The organism is Lentzea cavernae, from assembly GCF_014653695.1.
GTDB classification, from domain to species: domain Bacteria; phylum Actinomycetota; class Actinomycetes; order Mycobacteriales; family Pseudonocardiaceae; genus Lentzea; species Lentzea cavernae.
In genome coordinates, this window is the sequence record NZ_BNAR01000005.1 from 110,683 (window position 1) to 128,872 (window position 18,190).

The 18,190-nt window shown below is 70.8% G+C and carries 20 protein-coding genes and 1 pseudogene; 7 read left to right on the forward strand and 14 right to left on the reverse strand.

Annotation, left to right across the window (positions count from 1 at the left end; genetic code table 11):
* Positions 1-26: 26 nt before the first annotated feature.
* Positions 27-1,313 carry a M20/M25/M40 family metallo-hydrolase gene (locus IE307_RS17925; RefSeq protein ID WP_191299115.1) on the forward strand — a complete coding sequence of 429 codons (1,287 nt, stop codon included), beginning with the start codon at positions 27-29 and terminating at the stop codon, positions 1,311-1,313.
* Here IE307_RS17925 and IE307_RS17930 read toward each other — a convergent pair.
* From IE307_RS17930 to IE307_RS17950, 5 genes and pseudogenes are all read right to left on the reverse strand, one after another.
* Positions 1,305-1,790: pseudogene (locus tag IE307_RS17930) on the reverse strand (pyridoxamine 5'-phosphate oxidase family protein); the annotation flags it as partial. The gene IE307_RS17925 and the pseudogene IE307_RS17930 overlap by 9 nt on opposite strands.
* 61 nt (positions 1,791-1,851) lie before the next feature.
* Complete coding sequence (locus tag IE307_RS17935; RefSeq protein ID WP_191299116.1) at positions 1,852-2,427, reverse strand: pyridoxamine 5'-phosphate oxidase family protein; 576 nt, start codon at positions 2,425-2,427, stop codon at positions 1,852-1,854.
* A gap of 64 nt (positions 2,428-2,491) precedes the next feature.
* Positions 2,492-3,070, reverse strand: a complete 579-nt coding sequence (locus tag IE307_RS17940) for a DinB family protein (RefSeq protein WP_191299117.1) — start codon at positions 3,068-3,070, stop codon at positions 2,492-2,494.
* Between the two features lie 5 nt (positions 3,071-3,075).
* On the reverse strand, positions 3,076-3,666 hold the full coding sequence (locus tag IE307_RS17945; protein WP_191299118.1) for a DinB family protein: 591 nt from the start codon (positions 3,664-3,666) through the stop codon (positions 3,076-3,078).
* A gap of 13 nt (positions 3,667-3,679) precedes the next feature.
* A complete protein-coding gene (locus IE307_RS17950) occupies positions 3,680-4,402 on the reverse strand; it encodes a class I SAM-dependent methyltransferase (RefSeq protein WP_191299119.1) in 723 nt (240 codons plus the stop codon).
* A 105-nt stretch (positions 4,403-4,507) separates the two neighbouring features.
* On the opposite strand from IE307_RS17950, the gene IE307_RS17955 reads away from it, so the two are divergent.
* Positions 4,508-6,169, forward strand: coding sequence for a M14 family metallopeptidase (locus IE307_RS17955; protein ID WP_191299120.1), 1,662 nt, complete (start codon positions 4,508-4,510; stop codon positions 6,167-6,169).
* A 12-nt stretch (positions 6,170-6,181) separates the two neighbouring features.
* Here the strand turns inward: IE307_RS17955 and IE307_RS17960 are convergent, their stop codons facing one another.
* Positions 6,182-7,390 carry an FAD-dependent monooxygenase gene (locus tag IE307_RS17960; RefSeq protein ID WP_191299121.1) on the reverse strand — a complete coding sequence of 403 codons (1,209 nt, stop codon included), beginning with the start codon at positions 7,388-7,390 and terminating at the stop codon, positions 6,182-6,184.
* Positions 7,391-7,475: 85 nt separating this feature from the next.
* Here IE307_RS17960 and IE307_RS17965 point away from each other — a divergent pair, with 85 nt between their 5' ends.
* Positions 7,476-8,012: a TetR/AcrR family transcriptional regulator gene (locus IE307_RS17965; protein WP_191299122.1), complete on the forward strand. Its 537-nt coding sequence runs from the start codon at positions 7,476-7,478 to the stop codon at positions 8,010-8,012.
* Between the two features lie 159 nt (positions 8,013-8,171).
* Here the strand turns inward: IE307_RS17965 and IE307_RS17970 are convergent, their stop codons facing one another.
* Positions 8,172-9,086 carry a sulfite exporter TauE/SafE family protein gene (locus IE307_RS17970; protein ID WP_191299123.1) on the reverse strand — a complete coding sequence of 305 codons (915 nt, stop codon included), beginning with the start codon at positions 9,084-9,086 and terminating at the stop codon, positions 8,172-8,174.
* Between the two features lie 174 nt (positions 9,087-9,260).
* Here IE307_RS17970 and IE307_RS17975 point away from each other — a divergent pair, with 174 nt between their 5' ends.
* On the forward strand, positions 9,261-9,716 hold the full coding sequence (locus tag IE307_RS17975) for a hypothetical protein (protein WP_191299124.1): 456 nt from the start codon (positions 9,261-9,263) through the stop codon (positions 9,714-9,716).
* 81 nt (positions 9,717-9,797) lie between these two features.
* On the forward strand, positions 9,798-10,562 hold the full coding sequence (locus IE307_RS17980) for an alpha/beta fold hydrolase (protein ID WP_191299125.1): 765 nt from the start codon (positions 9,798-9,800) through the stop codon (positions 10,560-10,562).
* On the opposite strand, the gene IE307_RS17985 is transcribed toward IE307_RS17980, so the two are convergent.
* From IE307_RS17985 to IE307_RS18000, 4 genes are all read right to left on the reverse strand, one after another.
* Complete coding sequence (locus tag IE307_RS17985) at positions 10,559-11,104, reverse strand: TetR/AcrR family transcriptional regulator (RefSeq protein WP_191299126.1); 546 nt, start codon at positions 11,102-11,104, stop codon at positions 10,559-10,561. The two genes, IE307_RS17980 and IE307_RS17985, sit on opposite strands and share 4 nt — an antisense overlap.
* A gap of 8 nt (positions 11,105-11,112) precedes the next feature.
* Positions 11,113-12,186, reverse strand: coding sequence for an agmatine deiminase family protein (locus IE307_RS17990; RefSeq protein ID WP_229904819.1), 1,074 nt, complete (start codon positions 12,184-12,186; stop codon positions 11,113-11,115).
* A 77-nt stretch (positions 12,187-12,263) separates the two neighbouring features.
* Positions 12,264-13,052 carry a pentapeptide repeat-containing protein gene (locus tag IE307_RS17995; RefSeq protein WP_191299127.1) on the reverse strand — a complete coding sequence of 263 codons (789 nt, stop codon included), beginning with the start codon at positions 13,050-13,052 and terminating at the stop codon, positions 12,264-12,266.
* A 6-nt stretch (positions 13,053-13,058) separates the two neighbouring features.
* Complete coding sequence (locus tag IE307_RS18000; protein WP_191299128.1) at positions 13,059-13,463, reverse strand: winged helix-turn-helix domain-containing protein; 405 nt, start codon at positions 13,461-13,463, stop codon at positions 13,059-13,061.
* A 47-nt stretch (positions 13,464-13,510) separates the two neighbouring features.
* On the opposite strand from IE307_RS18000, the gene def reads away from it, so the two are divergent.
* The gene (gene def, locus IE307_RS18005) at positions 13,511-14,089 is read left to right on the forward strand and encodes a peptide deformylase (RefSeq protein WP_191299129.1); all 579 of its coding nucleotides are present in this window, start codon (positions 13,511-13,513) and stop codon (positions 14,087-14,089) included.
* On the opposite strand, the gene IE307_RS18010 is transcribed toward def, so the two are convergent.
* Entirely contained in the window at positions 14,029-15,003 is a 975-nt protein-coding gene (locus tag IE307_RS18010) for a hypothetical protein (RefSeq protein WP_191299130.1), read from the reverse strand. The genes def and IE307_RS18010 overlap by 61 nt on opposite strands.
* Positions 15,004-15,312: 309 nt before the next feature.
* On the opposite strand from IE307_RS18010, the gene IE307_RS18015 reads away from it, so the two are divergent.
* On the forward strand, positions 15,313-15,726 hold the full coding sequence (locus IE307_RS18015) for a response regulator (protein ID WP_191299131.1): 414 nt from the start codon (positions 15,313-15,315) through the stop codon (positions 15,724-15,726).
* Here the strand turns inward: IE307_RS18015 and IE307_RS18020 are convergent.
* Together IE307_RS18020 and IE307_RS18025 are read right to left on the reverse strand one after the other, a co-directional pair.
* On the reverse strand, positions 15,708-16,361 hold the full coding sequence (locus IE307_RS18020; protein WP_229904820.1) for a LuxR C-terminal-related transcriptional regulator: 654 nt from the start codon (positions 16,359-16,361) through the stop codon (positions 15,708-15,710). The genes IE307_RS18015 and IE307_RS18020 overlap by 19 nt on opposite strands.
* A complete protein-coding gene (locus tag IE307_RS18025) occupies positions 16,358-18,100 on the reverse strand; it encodes a sensor histidine kinase (RefSeq protein WP_229904821.1) in 1,743 nt (580 codons plus the stop codon). The genes IE307_RS18020 and IE307_RS18025 overlap by 4 nt, the downstream gene beginning before the upstream one ends.
* Positions 18,101-18,190 lie beyond the last annotated feature (90 nt).

Here is an 18,190-nt window from a genome sequence, read left to right on the forward strand (position 1 = left end):
ACCACCGCGACGGATACGGTGAAATCATGGCGCTCGACGTCGCGCAGGTGTGCGCGCAGCTCATCCGCTTCGACACCACCAACCGCGGCGGTGGCGACTCCGCGGGCGAGCGGGAGGCCGCCGAGCACGTCGCGGCGATTCTGCACGACAACGGTGTGCCGCCCACGTTGCTCGAACCGGCGCCACGGCGCACCAACGTCCTCGCGCGCGTGCACGGCACCGACCCGTCGCTGCCCGCGGTGCTGGTGCAGTCGCACCTCGACGTGGTGCCCGCCGACCCGGCCGAGTGGAGCTTCGACCCGTTCGCCGGGGAGGTCCGCGACGGGTTCGTGCACGGCCGGGGCGCGGTGGACATGAAGGACATGGCCGCGATGACCCTGGCGGTGCTGCACCGCTGGCACACCGAGGGCCGCCGTCCGCGCCGTGACGTCGTACTGGCGTTCGTCGCCGACGAGGAGGACCAGGGCGCTTACGGGGCGCATTGGCTCGTGGAGCACCACGCCGCGCACTTCGCCGGGGTGCAGGCGGCGATCAGCGAGTCCGGCGCGTTCTCCTACGACGTCGACGGGGTGCGCCTGTACCCGGTCGGCACCGCCGAGCGCGGCACCTCGCACATGACGCTCACCGCCACCGGGCGCGCCGGGCACGGGTCGCGGCGCAACGACCAGAACGCGGTGACCGCGCTGGTCACGTCGCTGGCGCGGATCGCGGCGTTCCAGCACCCGGTGCGGCTCACCCCGACCGTCGAGGCGTTCCTCGTGGGCGTGGGCAAGGCGCTCGGGGTGGAGGTCGACCTCGACGACGTCGACGGCACGCTGGCCCGGCTCGGTCCCGCGGCGAAGCTGGTGGAGAACACCGTGCGCTGCTCGACCACGCCGACGATGCTGTCCGCCGGGTACAAGGTCAACGTCATCCCCGGCACCGCCACCGCCCAGCTCGACGTCCGCACCCTGCCCGGCACCGTCGACGAGCTCGTCGCCGACATCGACTCGCTGCTCTCGCCGGGCGTGACACGGGAGTTCCTCGAACACCAGCCGCCCGTCGAGGCCCCGATCGACACACCGTGGTTCGCCGCGATGGCCGACGCCCTGTGCGACGAGGACCCCGCCGCCCACGTCGTGCCCTACTGCCTGGGCGGCGGCACCGACGCCAAGGCCTTCAGCCGGTTGGGCATCCACTGCTACGGCTTCTCACCGCTGCAGCTGCCCGCGGGCTTCGACTACCGGGCCATGGCGCACGGCGTCGACGAACGCGTCCCCGTCGCCGGCCTGGAGTTCGGCGTGCGGGTGCTGGACCGCTTCCTGTCGAGCTGACCGGCGCTCGACGAGTTCCTGCACCGCGCTGGGCAGCGTCGTCTCGAAGTCGATCAGCTTCGCCCACGTCGGCGTCACCACGATCCGCACCATGCCGTCGTAGAGCGAGCGGACCTCCCGCTCCCACTCGACCCGCTGCCGCGCCGTCATCTCGTAGCTGCCGTTGATCTGCAGGTACTCGTCCGGGATGCCGTCGACCACGTCGAGCTCGACGGTGCCGCGGATCAGCAGGATCTTCGGCGGGTGCACCTCGGTGTCGATCGTCAGCGCCACCGCGGGGTTGGCCCGCAGCGCGTGCAGCTTCGGGGCGTTCGTGGACGTGCACAGCACGAGCTGCTCGCCGTTCCAGGCGAACGCGATCGGAATCGACCGCGGTGTGCCGTCCTTGGCCACGTACGCCAGCCGGCACAGGTCGCGGTGCAGCAACTCCCTGCTGTGCGGCCGGTTCAGGACCTCGGTGATCTCGCTGCGCGTCATCGTCATGCCCGTGGGACGGAGCCGCCCCGCCGTTCTCGACATCACGCGCCGAAGTTTTCTCCTAGCGGGGAGGCAACGGCAGCGGCATCGCGGGCAGACCGTCGATGCTCGCGTTGTTGTACGGCTTCTTGTTCGTGTACTCGCGGAACTCCTCGTCGCTCTTGCGGCCGAAGTAGTCCGCGTGCAGGTCGCGCTCCGAGCGGTAGTCCATGAACGGCACCGCGTACCCGCACGTGTCGCTGATCAGCTCCGCCGTCACCACCACCACCGCCCGCACCGCAGGCCCGTCGGCCTCCCCGAACCCCGCCACCAGCCCGGCGAAGCGCGGGTCGTCGCGGAACACCGGCTCACCGCGGCCGTGGACGCGCACGATGTTGGGCGGGCCCTCGAACGCGCACCACATCAGCGTGATGCGGCCGTTCTCCCGCAGGTGCGCGATCGTCTCGGCGTGGCTGCCGCCGAAGTCGAGATAGGCCACCGTGCGGTCGTCGAGGATCCGCAGCGTGCCCTGCCGGCCCTTGGGCGAGAGGTTGACGTGCCCGTCGCCCGTCAGCGGCGCGGTGGCCACGAAGAACACCTTCTGCTCCTCGATGAACTTCCACAGCCGCGGTTCGATGCGCTCGTATTCCTTACCCATGCTCCGCAGTATTGATCGTTCCAGCCGCCCTGTCAGCCACGATTCCAGCCCGTGAACGGCCCCGTCACGCCAGACCGGCCGCCGTGCGCGCCTCCAGTTCCACCCGGTCCCAGTGCGCCTGCCAGTCCTGGTCGGGCAGGTTCGAGTTGCCCGACCGCAACCCGGCCACGCCGTCGAGCCCCTCGCGCAGGATGTCCGCGTGCCCGGCGTGCCGGTTCACCTCGGCGATCTCGTGCACCAGCAGCAGGTGCAACGTCACGTACTTGCGCTCCTCGGGCCACCACGGCACGACCCCCGGCGCGTCCAGCGGCAGCTCCTCGATGCTCGTGTCGGCGAACGCCGTCGCCCGCGCGAACAACCCCAGCACGGACTCGCGGGACTCCTGCGCGGTGGCGAACATGTCCGAGTTCGGGTCGGCGTCGACGTCGAACGGCAGCGTCTCCGGGAACGGGCGGCCCAGGCAGTCGCCGAAGTACCCCGCCTCCACCCCGGCCAGGTGCTTGGCCAGGCCCAGCAGGTTCGTGCCCGTCGGGGTCAGCGGGCGGCGCACGTCGTACTCCGAGAGGCCCTCGAGCTTCCACAGGAACGACTCGCGGGCGGTCTTGAGGTAGCGGTGCAGGTCGGCTTTCGGGTCGGAGGCCATGGCCGTCACCCTTGCAGAGCCCGGCTCGACGCGGCGGCGATTTCCTCCAGCCGGGCGTGGTGCCCCGCCCACCACGACGGCTCCACCGGCGGCATGTTCGAGTTGCCGTCCTGCATGCCGACCGCGCCGTCGATCAGCTCCCGCACCACGTCCGCGTGCCCGGCGTGGCGGTGCAGCTCGATCGACACCTGGACCAGGACGTGGCGCAACGTCACCTCGCGCCGGCCCTCCGACCACCACGACACCAGACCGGGCCCGTCCAGCGGCACCGCCGCGATCGTCGCGTCGGCGAACTCCCGCACGCGCTCGTAGAACGCGACGACCGACTCCCGCGACTCGTCCACGTCGGCGTACATGTCCGACGCCGGTAACGCCTCCGCCGTCGACCACCGCGGCGGCTCGGGGAACGGCCGGTCGAACACGCGCCCGAAGTAGTTGAGCTCCACCCCGGCCGCGTGCTTCACCAACCCGAGCAGGTTCGTGCCCGTCGGCGTCAGCGGGCGGCGCACGTCGTACTCCGAGAGGCCCTCGAGCTTCCACAGCAGCGCGGTGCGCGCCGAGTTCAGGTACCAGTGCAGCAGCGTCTTCTCGTCCACACCGAGAAGCGTCTCAGACGGCACCGACAGTTCTGAGCACCAGCAGATCCAGGTGATCCACCACCGGCCCGGACTCGACCGCGGCCGCCGCCCGCAACCGCTCCCGTCCCGCCTCGAACTCCTCCACCGTCAGCGACCGCAGCAGCGTGTCCGCCTCCTGGCGCACCGTAGAAGCCTTGTCCGCCAACGACGACGCCGTCACCTGAGGGACCGCCTCCAGCCGCTCCACCGCGAACCCCAGGCCCTGCGCCACCTCCCGCACCGTCGGAAACCCGGGCAGCCCGCGCACCGCCTCGGGGAAGAACCGGAACAACCCGATCCCGCCGTGCCGCTCGCGGAACAACGACCGCAGCACCACCACGCCACCCGGCCGCAGCACCCGCCGCAGCTCACGCCCGGCGGCGGGCAGGTCCCGCACGTGGTGGATCACCGTCGACATCCACACCACGTCCACCGACGAGTCCGGCAACGGCACCGCGCACGCGTCCCCGGCCAGCATCGGCAGCCCCGACGCCGCCCGCATGTCCGCCGACGGCTCCACCGCCACCACCGGCACCTCGGGGAACCACGCGGCGAACGCCCGCACGAACAACCCCGTCCCCGCGCCCAGGTCCAGCACCACGCGATCCGGCCGCAGGTACGGCTCCACCGCGTCCCGCCACGGCGCCAGCGCCTCGACCGGAATCTCCCGGGCCACCCGGTAGGAGGCGGCCTCCACGGCGTCGTAGCGCGTCATCCCACCAGCCAACCCCATACGAATGGCGGGCTGACAGTGAGCCTTCACACGGACTAAACATTGCGGAGCCATGTCCCTGCACGTGGTCCGAAAGGGTTGCCCTGCATGCGAAAGAGCCATCTCAGACCCCTGATCGGGGTCACCGTCGCCGCGAGCGTCGTGTTCGCCATGGGAGGCGTGCCCACCGGCGCGGCACCCGGCGCCGAGGAAACGTCGACGAACTACCAGGTCAGCAACGTCCGCACCGCTGAGCAGCGCTCCAAGCTCGCCAAGTCCGGTGCCGCGATCGACTCGATCGAGGAACACGGCATCGTCGTGGTCACCGCGACCGGGCGCGAGGCGAAGAGCCTGCGGGCACAGGGGTTCGAGGTCACCGAGCTGCCCAAGCGGCTGGAGGCGAACTCGGCGGTCGGCCCGTTCGACTTCCCCGCCGCGGACTCGAACTACCACAACTACGCCGAGATGACGACGGCGATCAACAACGCCGTCGCGGCGTACCCGAACCTGATCAGCAAGCAGGTCATCGGCAAGTCCTACGAGAACCGCGACATCGTCGCCCTCAAGATCAGCGACAACGTCGGCGTCGACGAGAACGAGCCGGAGGTGCTGTTCACGCACCACCAGCACGCCCGTGAGCACCTCACCGTCGAGATGGCGCTCTACCTGATCAACCAGTTCACGACCCAGTACGCGTCCGACGCGCGCATCAAGGGCCTCGTGGACACCCGCGAGATCTGGATCATCCCGGACGTCAACCCCGACGGCGGCGAGTACGACATCGCGACCGGCACCTACCGGTCGTGGCGCAAGAACCGGCAGCCCAACGCCGGTTCGGCCAACGTCGGCACCGACCTCAACCGCAACTGGGGCTACAAGTGGGGCTGCTGCGGCGGTTCCAGCGGCAGCACCGGCTCCGAGACCTACCGCGGGCCGAGCGCGGAGTCCGCGCCCGAGGTGAAGGTCGTGGCCGACTTCGTGCGCGGCCGCAACGTCGGCGGCAAGCAGCAGATCAGCGCGTCGATCGACTTCCACACCTACAGCGAGCTCATCCTGTGGCCGTGGGGCTGGACCTACGACGACATCGCGCCGGGCCTGACCCAGGACCAGCGCGACACGTTCGCCACCATCGGCCAGTCGATGGCGTCGAGCAACGGCTACACCCCCGAGCAGTCCAGCGACCTGTACATCACCGACGGGTCGATCCCGGACTGGCTGTGGGGCACGCAGGGTGTCTTCGCCTACACCTTCGAGATGTACCCCGGCAGCGCCGGCGGTGGCGGCTTCTACCCGCCCGACGAGGTGATCCCGGCGCAGACCTCCCGCAACAAGGAGGCCGTGCTGCAGCTGCTCGAACGCGCCGACTGCCCCTACGAGGCCATCGGCAAGGAAGCGCAGTACTGCGGCGTGAACCCGCCCGACCCCGGCGGCAAGTTCTTCGAGAACGCCGCGGACTTCCAGATCCGCGACAACACCACCGTCAACTCGCCGATCGCGGTCTCCGGCGTCACGGGTAACGCCCCGTCGACGCTCAAGGTCGCCGTGGACATCAAGCACACCTACCAGGGCGACCTGAAGGTGGACCTGATCGCTCCCGACGGCACGGTCTACGTCCTGCACAACCGCGCGGGCGGCGGCACGGACAACATCAACACCACCTACACCGTCAACGCCTCCAGCGAGGTCGCCAACGGCAACTGGCAGCTGCGGGTCAACGACAACGCCAACCAGGACACCGGGTTCCTCGACAAGTGGAGCCTGCAGTTCTAGCCGGCTGAGCGCTCAGGGCGCCGGGGTACCGGCGTCCTGAGCCTCGTAGTCCTTCACCCGCACCGAGTCGTACATCCGCACGCCGCCGGTGTTCAGCTTCGCCAGCCGCACCGCGAGCCACGACGGCAACGCCGTGAACACCCGCATCCCGAACGTCAGCCCCCACACCCCGGCACGAGTGGCCGGGATCAGCGTCTTCGCGAACCCGAGCGCGAACTCGCGGCTGGTGTGCACGAGACCGCGCATCTCGTTCTCGTACCGCGCGAACGCCGCCTGATGATCCGAACCCGCCAGCTCACCGGCGAGCACGTACGCGCCGACCACGGCCAGGCTCGTGCTGCCGCCGATCGCCGGACCGGGGCAGTAGGCCGCGTCGCCGACCAGCGCCACCCGTCCCCGTGACCAGGTGTCCTCCCGCAGCTGCGTGATCGAGTCGAAGTAGAACGCCCTGCCGGAGTCCAGGTGCGACATCCACTCCTCGACCTGCGGGTGCAGCCCCGCGAACGCCTCCCGCAGCAATTCCTTCTGCCGTGCGACGTCGCGGTGGTGATAGGACAGCTCCGGTGAGCGGAACAGGAACACCGCCCGCGCGTCGTCCAGGTGCCGCGCCCCGTAGACCGCCGCACTGCGCCCCGGCCCGATGTGCCCGGTCATCTCGCCCGGCGAACCCACCTCCCGCGGTACCGACACCACGGCCAGATAGGCGCCCACGAACGTCTTCTCGACCTCGCCGAACACCAGCCGCCGCACGTTCGAGTGCAGCCCGTCCGCCCCGATCACCAGGTCGAACCGCCGCGGCGCACCGCCCTCGAACGTCACCTCGCCGTCCTGGCCCACAGAGGTGATCGAGTCGCCGAACACGTACTCGACGTCCTCGCGCGTGGCGTCGAAGTAGATCTCGCTCAGGTCGTCGCGCATGACCTCGACGTGCCGGTCCGACGCGGCCGCGAAGATCTTCGTGACGTCACCGCGCACCGGTCTGCGGGTGCCCTCCCGCAGCATCGAGATGCGTTCGGTGCCGGTCGCGAGCGCCTCGACGCGCGGCAGCACGCCCATGCGCTCGGAGATGTCCATGGCGGGCTTGAACAGGTCGACCGCGTGCCCGCCGGTCTTGCGCAGCGCCGGCGAACGTTCGACCACCGTGACCTCGTGCCCGTACCGGGTCAGCCAGTAGGCGAGCACCGGCCCCGCGATGCTGGCGCCGGAAACGAGTATCCGCACGTCAATCCCCCTTACTTAACGGTCAGTAAGTCCCCGGCGGTGACTCTAGCACTGCGGCTTACCGATCGTTAAGTAAGATTTGACCGTGGCCCGTCACTCCGACACCAAGCAGCGCATCCTGCAGACCGCGCGCGAGCTGTTCGTCCGCCAGGGCGTGCAGCAGACCAGCCTGCAGGAGATCGCCGACCACCTCGGCATCACCAAGCCGGCGCTGTATTACCACTTCGCCTCACGCGACGAGCTGGTGCGCAGCATCGTCACGCCACTGCTCGAGGACGGCGAGAACTTCCTGACCCGCATCGAGCAACGCGCCGGCGTCACCCCCCGTGAGGTGATGGAGGGGTTCTTCGACTTCCACCACCGCCACCGCAAGGACATGTTGCTGCTGCTCACCGAGATGACCACGCTCGCCGAACTCGGCCTGATCGACGTCGTCCTCGCCTGGCGCGGGCGGCTCACCGACGTCGTCGTCGGTCCTGCGGCCCCCCTGGAACAGCAGGCACGCGCCGTGCTGGCGTTCGGCGGCATGCAGGACTGCACCATGCAGTTCCCCGACGCGCCCTTCGACGAGCTGCGCACCGCGACCGTCAACGCCGCGTGCGCAGCCCTCGGAGTCGACTAGGCGCTGTCCTGCAAGCTCGTTGGGCGACAGTGGCGGCCGAGGGCCCCAGAGGCGGCACCGCCGCAACGCCCGAATACGCCCGGTATGAGGGCGTGGCGGCGGCACCGCCTCCGGGACTCTCGCCCGCCCCTCTCACCGAACGAACTTACAGGACAGCGCCTAGACCTTCTCCGCCTTGTCCGCCTCCGCCACGACCTCGCGCTCCAGGTCGCGGTTCGCGCGGTACTGCTGGATCGAGTACGCCAGCGCCGCCGCCCACACCACGTAGATCAGCCCGTAGATCGGCCACTTCACCGCGTCGCTCGCGTCGATCCAGTCGCTGCGCAGCAGGGTGCGGACGTTGGTCAGGATGATCACGCCACCGACCGCCGAGCCGAGCACGCGCGGCGGGATGTGCCGCACCAGCCACGCCGCGATCGGCGCGGCGATCAGGCCGCCCGCCAGCAGCGCGAGCACCCACGAGTAGTTCACGCCCTCGTTGCCGATGCCGACGATGAAGCCGATGCTGGCGGCCACGGCGACGAGGAACTCGCTGGTGTCGATCGACCCGATCGTCTTGCGCGGCTCCAACCGGCCGCTGGCGAGGATCGCGGGCGTGCCGACCGGGCCCCAGCCACCGCCGCCGGTCGAGTCGACGAACCCGGCGACCAGGCCCAGCGGCGCGAGGAACCTCTTGCGCAGCGGCTTGCCCAGGTTGGTCTTGGGCAGCCCGAACGTCGTGAACCGGATCAGCACGTACAGGCCGAGCGTCAGCAGCACCAGCGACATGATCGGCGCGGCGACCTCGGTGGACAGGCTCGACAGGAACGTCGCCCCCGCGAACGCGCCCACCGCGCCCGGGATGCCGATCTTCGCGACGACCTTCCAGTCGACGTTGCCGAAGCGCCAGTGCGAGAACCCGGACGCCAGCGTCGTGCCGATCTCCGCCAGGTGCACCGTCGCCGACGCCGCCGCGGGATTGGTGCCGATCGCCAGCAGCAGCGTCGTCGAGGTCACGCCGTAGGCCATGCCGAGGCTGCCGTCGACGAGCTGGGCGCCCAGGCCCACCAACGCGAGGAGGATCAGTTGTCGCATGCCGGCGTCCAATCCGTCGAGGTGCTGGTCATCATCCGCACCCGAACGGGATCGGCCAACGGCGACCACATGCCGGAACAGTCGGTGTCAGAGGTGTTGCCAGTGCACCCCGGGGCGCGTTAATGCGCCGTTCGGTCGCTGTCGGCCGGCGCTCGGGTGGACGAACATCACGCGATGGCCCTTCGCCGCGCCTGGGTGCTCCCGCTGACACCCGTCGCCGTCGTCCTGCTGATCGCCCTCGCCCTCGTGCCCCTCACCTCCGGCGCCCCCGAAAGCGCCTGGCTGCTCGGCACGATGATCACCGCCACCGTCCTCGCGGCGGTGATCGCGGCAGCGGCCGCGCGCGTGTCCGGCGAACCCGCCGCACGACCGCGGACGCTGGCGATCGGCACGGGCCTGCTCACCGCCGCCACACCGTTCGCGGTCAGCGCTCTGCTGGGCGGACCGGTGCCGGCGGTGATCGTGCTGCCCTGGCTCGTTCTCGGCCTCGGCGCCGCGTACTGGCAACTCGAACTGTGCGAGGGAGCGCGATCACGCCCTCTGCACGCCGCCATAGGATTCGGCTACACCTTCGTTTTCACCGCCGTGACGCTGCTGCTCGCAGTGGTGTCCGCGCGGCTCGTCGACTAGATGAGAACGGACTCTCGAAACCGCTCTCGGGCAGCCTGGGCGCGATGTAGGGTCCGCACACCGATTACCGCCGGGAGAGACATGCGCGCCGTCGAGATCAGACCTGGGGTCCGGATCCGCTGGGTCGAAGTGCCGGGTGCCACACCGGCACGCGTCTACCTGCACGGACTGGGCGCCTCGTCGGCGCCCTACTACGCAGAGGCGGTCGCGCACCCGCTGCTGGCCGGGCGCCGCAGCCTGATGGTGGACATGCTCGGCTTCGGCATCAGCGACAGGCCCAGCGGGTTCGCCTACTCGCTCGAGGGCCACGCGGACGCCCTCGCCGTGTCGCTGGCCAAGATCGGGCTGCGCCGCTGCGAGATCATCGGCCACGGCATGGGCGGTGCCGTCGCCATCGTGCTCGCCGCGCGCCACCCCGAGATGGTGCGCTCGCTCGTGCTCGTCGACCCCACCATCGACCCGGTCAGCCCGTCCCTCGGCGCTCCCGGCAGCCGCGGCGTCGCCGCCTACAGCGAGGCCGACTTCCTCGCCCACGGCTTCGACCGCGTGCTGCGCGACGTCGGCCCGCACTGGGCCGCCACCATGCGCATGGCCGGCCGCGAAGCCCTCTACCGCAGCGCCGTCGACCTCGTGCGCGGCACGTCCCCGACGATGCGCAAGCTGTTGCTGGAACTGGAGATCCCGCGCGTCTTCCTCTACCCCGAGGACGCACCGCCCAGCGGCGGCCGCGAACTCGCCGGCGCCGGCGTGCAGCTCGTCTCCGTGCCGAACACCGGCCACAACATCATGATCGACAACGTCGAGGGCTTCGCGCGCGCCGTCGCCCAGCAGCGCCTGTCGGTCTAACCCAGCTCCCGCTCGACCGCACCCGCTAGCAGCTCCCGCGCGCGGCCCAGGGTCAGCGAGCCGCTGTGCCAGCGCTCGCTCAGCCCCTCGACCAGCGCGGTGAGCCGTTCGGCGGCCGCCGCCGCGTCGAGGTCCGGATTCGCCTGCCGCACCAGGGTCTCCACGTCGGCGTTCCACGCCTCGGTGGTGCTCAGCAACGTCGCGCGCAGCTCGGGGTGGAAGGCCGCGCTGGCCCGCAGCTCACCCCACGCGACGCTGGTCTCCCGCACGACGTCGGTGTCCTGCAGCTCGGCCAGCAGCATCTGCTCCACCTGCGTGCGCGGATCGTCCGACGTCACCTCACCGGTGTAGGTCTGCGCGCGGTGGTTCACGTGCTCCAGCGCGGCCCGCAGGATCCCTGCCCTGTCCTTGAAGTGGTAGTAGATCAACGCCGTCGACACCCCGGCCTCGGCCGCGAGCTTCTCCACGCGCAACCCGCGCACACCGTCCTGCGCGATCACCCGCACCGCGGCCTCGAGCATCTGCGTCCTGCGCTCCGACATCGGCGCCCTCACCTCGGTTCCTGTTGCGTGGTGCAGTGGATGCCGCCACCGCCCGACGCGATCCCGTCGATGTTGATCTGCACCACCACCCGTCCGGGGAACAGCCTCTCCAGCGTCGCCTTCGCCGCCGCGTCCGCCCGCACGTCACCGAACTCCGGCCCGACGACCGCACCGTTGCACACGTAGAAGTTGACGTACCCGGCCGCGAAGTCCTCATCCCGCACCCGCACCGTCCCCGGCCCCTGCAGCACCTCGACCCGCAACGACCTGCCCGCCGCATCGGTCGCGCCGCGCAGGACCTCCAGATGCCGGCGCGTCACCTCGTGGTCGAACGACTCGGGGTCGTTGTCCAGCCCCGCCACCACCACACCGGGCCCGGCGAACCGCGCGTAGAAGTCGGTGTGCCCGTCGGTGATGTCGCGCCCGGCGATGCCCGGCAACCAGATCACCTTCCTGATGCCCAGCAGGTGGGCGAGCTCCTGTTCGACCTCGCTCTTCGTCCAGCCCGGGTTGCGGTTGGAGTTGAGCACGCAGCTCTCGGTGATGATCGCCGTGCCCTCCCCGTCGACCTCCAGCGCACCACCCTCCAGCACCAGATCCGTGCGCACCCGCTCCACACCGGCCCGACCGGCCACGAACCCGGCGACCTCCGCGTCGCGGCGGTGCTCCTGCTTGCCGCCCCAGCCGGAGAAGTTGAAGTCGACAGCGCCCCCGCCGCGCACGAACACCGGTCCGGTGTCGCGCATCCACAGGTCGTCCAGCTCCGCGGTCACCAGCTCGATCCCCGGCATCAGCTGACGGGCCAGGTCGAGGTCCTCGGTCCTGACCAGCATCGACACCGGCTCGAACCGGGCGATCGTGGTCGCGATCGTCGCCTGGTCACGCCTCACCCGGGGCAGCAGGTCGCGGCCCCAGATCCGCTCGCTGGCCGCGAACGCCATCCACGTCCGGCGGTGCGGTTCGCCCTCTTCGGGCATCACCCACGACTTGGCGGCACTCGTGGTGCTGCCCTCGGGCGTGCAGCCGGTGAGCAGGCCGCTGATGGTGGCCGCCGCCGACTGCACGAAGTTGCGCCTGTTCACGTCCGCACCCTAGCTCCTGACTGAATTTTCAGTCAAACCCGTAGGCGCAGGCCAGCCCCGCGTGATTCGCGTGTTCGTCAGCGACGGCGGGTGGGCTCCGCGGTCCAGTGCGCGGGCCGCGACAACGCGGCGGGCAGCTTCGTCCGGGCGTTGCCCCGCGCCGCGTTGACCTGCGGCTGCGTCAGGAACAGGCACGTGCTCAAGTCCGCCCCCGACAGATCGGCGCCCCGCAGGTCGGCACCGATCATGTCCGCCCGTGCCAGGTCGGAGTTCGTGAGGTCCGCGCCGATCAGGTACGCGCCCCGGAAGTCCGCGCTGCTCAAGTTCTTGTTCCGCAGCCGCGCACCGATCAGGTCGGCGCCCCGGTAGGACTTCGCGCTGGTCCGCAGCCGCTCGCTGGTGCGCAGCAGCAGGACGTTCACCTTCGCCCGGACCTCCGCGACGTCGAGCGTGAGGATGGCGTCCGGGGTGGCGACGGTGTGCTGCTCCACCTCGGCGAACGCGGCGGCGAGGTCGTCATGCGGGTCGAGGCGGTGGGCTTCGGCGAGGTACCAGAGCAGTTCGTGCAGCTGCCTGACCAGGGGGAACACCGCGAACATCTGCTGGCGTCCCGCGGTGCGCCAGTCGACGCCGCCGAACACGGTCTGCGACACCCGCTGGCCCGCGCCGAAGCAGTCGTAGACGGTGCAGCCGGCGTAGCCCTTCGGCCGCAGCTGGTCGTGGATGCCGCACCGGTGGTCGGCCAGCAGGTTCCGGCAGGGTGTGCCCGCGTCCTTGGTGGCGGCGAAGTCGGCTGACTTCGCGAACGGCAGTGCGACGCAGCACAACCCGAAGCAGTTGGCGCAGTCGCCTTTCAACTCGTCCATCGCCGGTCAGCGTACTGGGTCACCGCTGAGCAACTTGACCTCCGCGGTGACCGCTACCGCGCCGGCCGGACGCGTGCCCCGGTCGCGGTAGCGGAACAGCAGCCGCCGGATCGACGCGCTGATCTCCGCCATCTCCTGCGGTGTCACGTGCACGACCGTGCTGAACGACTCGTCCGCCACCTGCTCGCCCTCGGTCTCCCAGCGCAGTTGCCACGGACGCGCCTTGCCGCCCTGGTGCGGCGCCTCCTCGATCAGCCCGAGCTCGGCGAGTTTGCGCAGGTGGAACGAGCACAGACCGGAACTCTGCCCCAGGCGCGCGGCGGCCTGGGTGGAGGTCAGCGTGCCGTGCTCGGCCAGCAGGTCCAGCAACGCGATGCGCACGGGGTGGTCGGGAAGCGGCCGTCGGGACATGGCACCACCCTACCGAATACTTTGCAAAGACTGCTACTTTGCAAAGTATGTCTCATCGAGGTTCACCACGCCGCATCACCGTCGTGGGCGAAGAGGTCCTGGCCCGCCGCTGCCGAGCGGCCACCGAGTTCGGCACCCCCGAGCTCACCCAGCTGATCGACGACATGTTCGCCACCAACCACATGGCCAAGGGCGCCGCCATCGCCGCGAACCAGGTCGGTGTCGACCTGCAGCTGTTCGTGTGGGACATGACCGACGAATGGGGCACCCACCACGTCGGCCACATCCTCAACCCCGTGCTGGACGACCTGCCCCCTGACCAGCGCACACTGCTCGAGGAACCCGAGGGCTGCCTGTCGGTGCCGGGCCCGTACCGCGTGGTCGCCCGCCCTGACCGCGCCGTCGTGCGCGGCCAGGACAAGGACGGCACCCCGATCGTCGTCGAGGGCAGGGGCTACTTCGCCCGCTGCCTGCAACACGAGACCGACCACCTCCACGGCCGGCTCTACCTCGACCGGCTCACCCAGCGCGAACGCAAGTCCGTGCTCAGGGAGATGGCCGCCTCTCAGGACGAGGTGTTCGCCCGCCGCGCCGCCCGCAGTTCCTCCGCGGCCTCGTCCAGCTGACGCTCGGCGCGCTCGGCACGGGTCAACGTCTGAGCGCGCGCGTCCTCCACCACGGCGAGCGTCTGCCGCACCGCCGCGACCTGCTCCGCACTCTCCTGCCTGACCTGCGCGAACCGCGCCTCGAACTCACCGCGCGCCCGCTCCAGCTCGACACGGGCGTCCGCCGCGGCCTGCTCCGCGCGTTCGGCGCGCACCACCGCCTGGTCCCGTGCCTTCGCGGCCCGGCTGACGGTCTCCGCCGCCTCCTGCCGGACCTGGTCCGCACCCTCGACCGCCACCGACGCCTCGGCCTTGGCCTGCTCGGCCACCGCCTGAGCCTCCGCGCGTGACTGCTCGACCTCCTGCGCGGCCTGGGCACGGGCCTGTTCGATCTCCTTGGCCGCCTGCCGCCGCGCCTGCTCGGCGTGCTTCACCGCGTCGGCCTTCGCCTGCTCCGCCGCCTCTGATGCCAGGCGCACCTTCTCGTCCGCCTCGGCCCGGATCTCCTCGATCAACGCCGACGCCTGCACCCTGACCTCGGCGATCTCGGCCTCGGCCCGCTCGGCGGCGGCCCGCGCGGCCTCCCGGGCCTCGTCCCGTTCCGTCACCGCCGTGTCCACGGCGTCGTCGGCTTCCTCCGCCGCACGCACCGCCTGCTCGGTGGTCTCCTCGGCCACCTTGCGCGCCTGCTCCGCGTCGTGCCGGCGGCGTTCGGCGGAGGCCACTTCCGCCTGCGCCTCCGCGACCCGGCGTGCGGCCTCGGCCTCGGCGGCCTGGATCTGGCTCTCGGCGACACTCGGGTCCGCCATGGCGTTCAGCTCGCCGACGGCCCTGCCGAGCGTCTGGGTCATCTGTTCCGAGAGCACTCGGAAGCGGTCGAGGAGCTCTTCAGCCCTGATCTTGGCGGTACCGGAGACCCTAGGAAGATTCGTCACGGTGACGACCTCCAGGTTTTGCTCGGGGGTTTCCGCCAGCCGCTGCCGCTCCCTCCACGCCCGCCAGCGCGTGTGCTCCGGCAGATCGCAGTACTCCGAGGGTCTGCCAGGCCCGCCACCTCGAAAAACGGGGCGCTCACAGCCGGGGAAGTTGCAGCTCGTCTCCACGCGGATATCGTAGCAGAATTACGTGTGCACTAACGTTATCCAACGCAACGCTACTCTATCGGGCATGAAAATCCTGGCCGCCGATAAGTAAACATTATCGGCGGTCAGATCTAGCCGGGATCTGGTTAGGGGTCAGCCCTGATGCGGGTGTGGCACCGGCCGGTCATGCTCGGTGCGGTGGACGACGTGCTGATCGTGGATGACAACGCGTCGTTCCGAGCTGTGGCCAGAGCACTGCTGGAGCAGGGGCGCTTCAGGGTCGTCGGCGAGGCCGGGTCGATCGCCGCGGCGCTGACCACCGCGGCCGCCACCGGCCCTGACGTGGTGTTGCTGGACATCGGGCTGCCCGACCGCGACGGCATCAGCGCGTGCGCCGATCTGCAGGCGGCGGTGCCACGGGCCGCGATCGTGTTCTGCTCGGTGCGCGAGGCCGGCCAGTACGAGGACGCCGTGCGCCGCTCCCCCGCCGTCGGGTTCCTGTCCAAGTCCCAGCTGTCCGCGGAGGCGCTGGCCACCGTTCTCGCCGAGCGGACCGATCAGCGGGACCTGAGGTAGGCCAGCACTGCGAGCACCCGGCGGTGGTGGCCCGACTCGATGGGCAGGGTGAGGCGCTGGAAGATGTTGCGCACGTGGGTTTCCACGGTCTTGCCGGTGAGGCTGAGCTCGGCGGCGATCGCCTGGTTCGACCTGCCCTGCGCCATCAGGGCCAGCACCTCGAGCTCACGCGCGGTCAGCCCGTCGAGCAGGTCACGTCGCCGGGGACCGGCCAGCATCGCCGACACCACGTCCGGGTCGAACGCGCAGCCACCGGCGGCGACGCGGTGCACCGCGTTGAGGAAGTCACCGCCGGACGCCCGGTCCTTCAGCAGGTACCCGACGCCGCGGGTGACGTCGCCGACCAGCTCGGTCAGGTGCGAGACCTCCAGGTACTGCGACAAGAGCAGCACTCCGACCGAGGGTCGGCTCGTGCGGATGCGCACGGCGGCGTGCAGGCCTTCGAGGTGGTGTCGTGGCGGCATCCTGATGTCGACCACCGCGAGGTCCGGGACGTTGGCCTCGACCGCGGCGAGCAGCGCGTCCGCGTCACCGACCTCGGCGAGGATGCGGCAGCCCGCGTTCGTCAGCAACTCGGCGAGAGCGCTGCGGAACAGCCGTGCGTCGTCGGCGATCACCACCCCGAGCCCGGTCACGGCCGCTCCAACGGGAGCAGTGCGATGACCGAGGTGCCCGTGCCGGGTTCTCCGCGCACCGTCAGCACCCCGTCCACGGCGGAGACCCGGTCGCGCAGGCCGGTCAGCCCGGTGCCGCGAGCAGGGTCGGCGCCACCCGTCCCATCGTCGACCACGGCCAGCCGCAACGCGCTGTCGCGGACGTCGACCTCGATGCGGATGTGGTCGGCGGACGCGTGTTTGAGCGCGTTGGTCACCGACTCCGCCGCCACGTAGTACGCGGTGGCCGCGACCAGCTCGGACAGGTCCGGCAGGTCGGCCTCGACCAGCTCGACCGGTTGCGGTGAACGGGCGGCCAGCGCGCGCAACGCCGGCTTCAGCCCGAGGTCGCTGAGCACCGACGGGTGGATGCCGCGCGCCAGTTCACGCAGCTCGGCGAGCGCCTCCTCGAGGCTGCCGGCACTGCGGCGCAGCAGCTCGTCCAGTTCGGCGTCCGCACCGGCGACCAGCCGCTGCCGTGCCAGGCGCAGGGTGAGCGCGGCCGTGACCAGCCGTTGCTGGGCGCCGTCGTGCAGGTCCCGTTCCACCCGCCTGCGCTGTTCGTCCCCGGCCGCAACGATCCTGGCCCTGGACGCCTTGACCTCGGCCAGCTGGGCGCGGACCTCCGCGGCCAGGCGCTGGTTGTCCAGTTCCAGGGCCGCGGCGGAGGCGACGGCGAGCAGCACGTGGTGGTCGTCCTGCAGCGCCGGGTCGTGCACGAGCACCGCCACGCGCCGCCCACCCCGGTCGACCGGGGTGAACGCGCGGTCCAGCGGCACCGGCCGTCCGTCGGCGTCGACGTAGTCACCGTGCTCCGGCCGGTGGTAGCCGACCTGCAACGACGGATCGCCCAGCGCCTGCGCCAGCAGTGCGCGCAACCGCCCCGGCGGCGAACCGGGCATGCGTGCCAGCAGGTTCGCCACCGACGTCCGTCCCAGCCGCACGCGCCACACACCGCTGAGGAACGCCAGCGGCAACGCGAGCATCGCCGCACGGGTCATGCCGACCAGCACGTCGTGGTGCCAGGAGATCTCGGTGCCCAGCAGGGCGTCGAGCACCGACGTGGACCCGCCGAACAACCCGACGGCGAACAGCGGTGCGAGAACACGCCGAGCGGGCCGGCTCGACGTCACCCAGCGCCGCACCAGCACCGCCGTCACGGCCGCGCCGATCACGAACTGGACGCCGTCCACGGCCCTGGCGACCACTCCGTACGGCGACGGCCACACCAGCAGCAGGTTCGGGATCAGCGTGTCGAAGCTCAGCGTGCTCACCGGGATGAGCACGAACACCGCCGTGTAGGAGACCGCGGTGAGCACCCGGTCCACACCGGTGCGCAGCACGCCGTCCGGGTAGGCGAGCAGCAGGTGCACGAGGAACCCGGCGGACGCCGACCGCAGCAGCAGACCCACCGTGTGCACCACGGGATCCACCGAGATCTGCACGTCCTCGGCGAACCAGCCGATCCCGATCAGCACCATCAGCAGGCCGATCCGGACGGCCGGCACCTCCGGCCTGCGGTAGGCCGCGATCACCCCGGCCACCAGGTAACCCCCGCCCACCGCGGCGGAGAACGCGATCCCGGTCGACCCCTCGTGCTGCCCGGACGCGGTCACCACCAGCACCAGCGCACCCCAGCACGCACCGACCGCGGCGAGCGTCCCGATCAGCGGCGCAGGGCGGAGCCGGGTGCGCACCGGCGCCCCGCCCACCAGTTCCACCACGCCTCCCCGGCAACCCTCCCACCCGTGTAGTCGTCGGAACGGCGAGCTGTGTGACAGGGGACGTTTCTCAGTGCAGGCCCCGATGTC